This is a genomic window from Dietzia sp. DQ12-76, assembly GCF_014145045.1.
Taxonomy (GTDB): domain Bacteria; phylum Actinomycetota; class Actinomycetes; order Mycobacteriales; family Mycobacteriaceae; genus Dietzia.
The window spans coordinates 1,553-3,874 of sequence record NZ_JAALDV010000448.1 but is presented as its reverse complement, the minus strand read 5'-3'; the positions used below and the strand labels follow the sequence as shown (position 1 = coordinate 3,874).

Below are 2,322 nucleotides of genomic sequence, written 5' to 3'. Positions count from 1 at the left end.
GGCGAGCAGGCCGCACCGGCAGCACCTGGCAGGGCGCGTGGTCGAGGCGAGTCAGCGGACTCCGGACCGACGGAGCCCGTCGAGCAGCAGGCGTTCGAACCGGTTCGGCGCGTAGAGGTCGTCCCAGACCCAGCGGACCACTACCACCCCGAGCGCTCTGAGTCGGTCTTCCCGTTGCTTCTCCCGCCACACCACCTCGCCCGGATCCTCTCCACCGGCCGCGCAGCGTGAGTACTTGGTCCTGCCGTCGAACTCGCCCGCCAGTGCACCGTCGCCCCAGGAGAAGTCAGTGCGCGCGACCGGCCTGCCCCCGCTCGAGAAGTACCGGTGTTGTAGTCGGGGTGCGGGGACGTCTCGACACCTCCGCATGACACATCGGGACAGTGACTCCCCGGGGCTTTCTGCCCGGGGGTCCGCGAAATCCACGACGTCCCGGGCGATCGCCACGCCGGTCCGGCCGCGATGGCGATCGACTTCGCTCGCGAGCCCGTCCGCGGTCACCATCCGGAGGCGCAGCGCGTGGTCCGCCGCGCATACTCCTGCGTCGAATCCCGCAGAGCGGGCGAGATCGACGACCGTTCGGGCGACGCAGGTGACGGGGATGCCGTCCACCTGGGTCGTGTCCAGGGAATCGCGCGGCGAGGAATGAACCTGGATGTGCGGGGTCCTGCGTCCGCCGGTGGGTCGGTCGACCGTGAGATGAACGTGGTCAGTCCGGGCTCTGATGAGAGGCAGACCGTGGAGCGCTGCCGCCGTGTGGTGGCTGATCACGGCGCCGAGGGGGCCCTGGTCGAGCGCGATCCGCGACGACCGGGCGAGGGCATCCCGTGCGCTCTCGCCCGACTGCGGCGCGTGAAACCACCCGTGTCTGATCTTGATCAGTCGGCCCTGCGCGACAGCCGCGGTCAGTGCGCGATGCGACAGGCCCGCCCGGGTTGCTTCTGCTGTGGTGAACGGCCGGCCGGTAGGGAAGGGGATCACGGGAGTCATGGCGGCAACGGTGTCAGGGCCGTCGAGTGGGCGGAGAGCGTGACAGGGGCTGGCGGGGGCTTTCAGTGGAGAGAGGGACCCTGTGAAATTCGGTCACTCGCCACGATGAGTGTCCCCACGACGGACGCGCGCAACCACTGCAGACTCACACGACATTTCGTCCGCGTGTGCAGTGGTTGCGCGCGTATGCGAACCGGGGGCCGGATCAGGAGTCGTGGATGATCACGCCTCGCATGATCTTCCCGTCCTGCAGGTCCTGGTAGCCCTCGTTGACCTGGTCGAGCGAGTAGGTCGTGGTGATGAGCTCGTCCAGCTTGAGCTTGCCCTCGTCGTACAGGCGCAGCAGCTTGACGATGTCGTACTGCGGGTTGGCCGAGCCGAAGAGGGTGCCCGTGATGGTCTTTCCGAACAGGGCCATCATCGTGCCGTTGACCTGCACGGTGTTCTCCGTCATGTTGCCCAGGCCGGTGATCACCACCCTGCCCCCCTTGCCGATCACGTCGAAAGCGCTCGAGACGACCTTCTCGTCGACAGTGCCCACCAGGATGAGCGCCTGGTCCGCCATCTGGCCCCAGGTGAGCTTCTCGACCTCCGCGTGGGCCTCGGCGGCGTCGGCGAACGCATGGGTGGCGCCGAACTTCAGGGCCTCGTCGCGCTTGAACTGGACGGGGTCCACCACCACCACGTGACGGGCCCCCGAGTGGACGGCGCCCTGGACGGCGTTGATGCCGAGCCCGCCGATCCCGTAGATCACCACGGTGTCACCCTGTCGCACGTTGCCGGCGTAGGTGGCGGTGCCCCATCCGGAGGGCACACCGCAGCCCACCAGGACGGCCTTGTCGAGCGGTAGCCAGTCGTCGACCTTGACCACCGAGTGTTGTGAGATCACCGAGCGCTCGGAGAACGTCCCGAGCATGCACATGGCGCCGAACTCCTTGCCGTCCGCCCGGAACCGGAAGGTGCCGTCGGGCATGTGGCCGTCGAGGATCGTGGCGCCCATGTCGCAGAGGTTCTGGCGACCGGTCGAGCAGTATCGGCAGGTGCCGCAGTTCGGGATGAAGGAGCACACCACGTGGTCGCCGGGCTTGACCTTCGTCACCCCCACGCCCACGGCCTCGATGACGCCTGCTCCCTCGTGCCCTCCGACGATGGGGAAGCGCGGCGGGAGGGAGCCGTCGGACAGGTGGAGGTCGGAGTGACACAGGCCCGCGGCCGTGTACTTGATCAGGACCTCGCCGGGGCCGGGGTCGTCGAGGTCGAGCTCGATGATCTCGAACGGCTTGTGGACATCAAACAGTACTGCTGCCTTGGTCTTCACGGCGGTGTTCCTTT

The 2,322-nt window shown here is 67.9% G+C and carries 2 protein-coding genes; both read right to left on the bottom strand.

Going from position 1 to position 2,322, the window contains the following annotated elements; all coding sequences use genetic code 11:
* Positions 1-51: 51 nt before the first annotated feature.
* Positions 52-990 (bottom strand): type IV toxin-antitoxin system AbiEi family antitoxin domain-containing protein, encoded by a 939-nt coding sequence (locus G6019_RS14490; protein ID WP_182613616.1) that lies wholly within the window; start codon positions 988-990, stop codon positions 52-54.
* Positions 991-1,195: 205 nt separating this feature from the next.
* Positions 1,196-2,308: an NDMA-dependent alcohol dehydrogenase gene (locus tag G6019_RS14485; RefSeq protein ID WP_107757165.1), complete on the bottom strand. Its 1,113-nt coding sequence runs from the start codon at positions 2,306-2,308 to the stop codon at positions 1,196-1,198.
* Positions 2,309-2,322 lie beyond the last annotated feature (14 nt).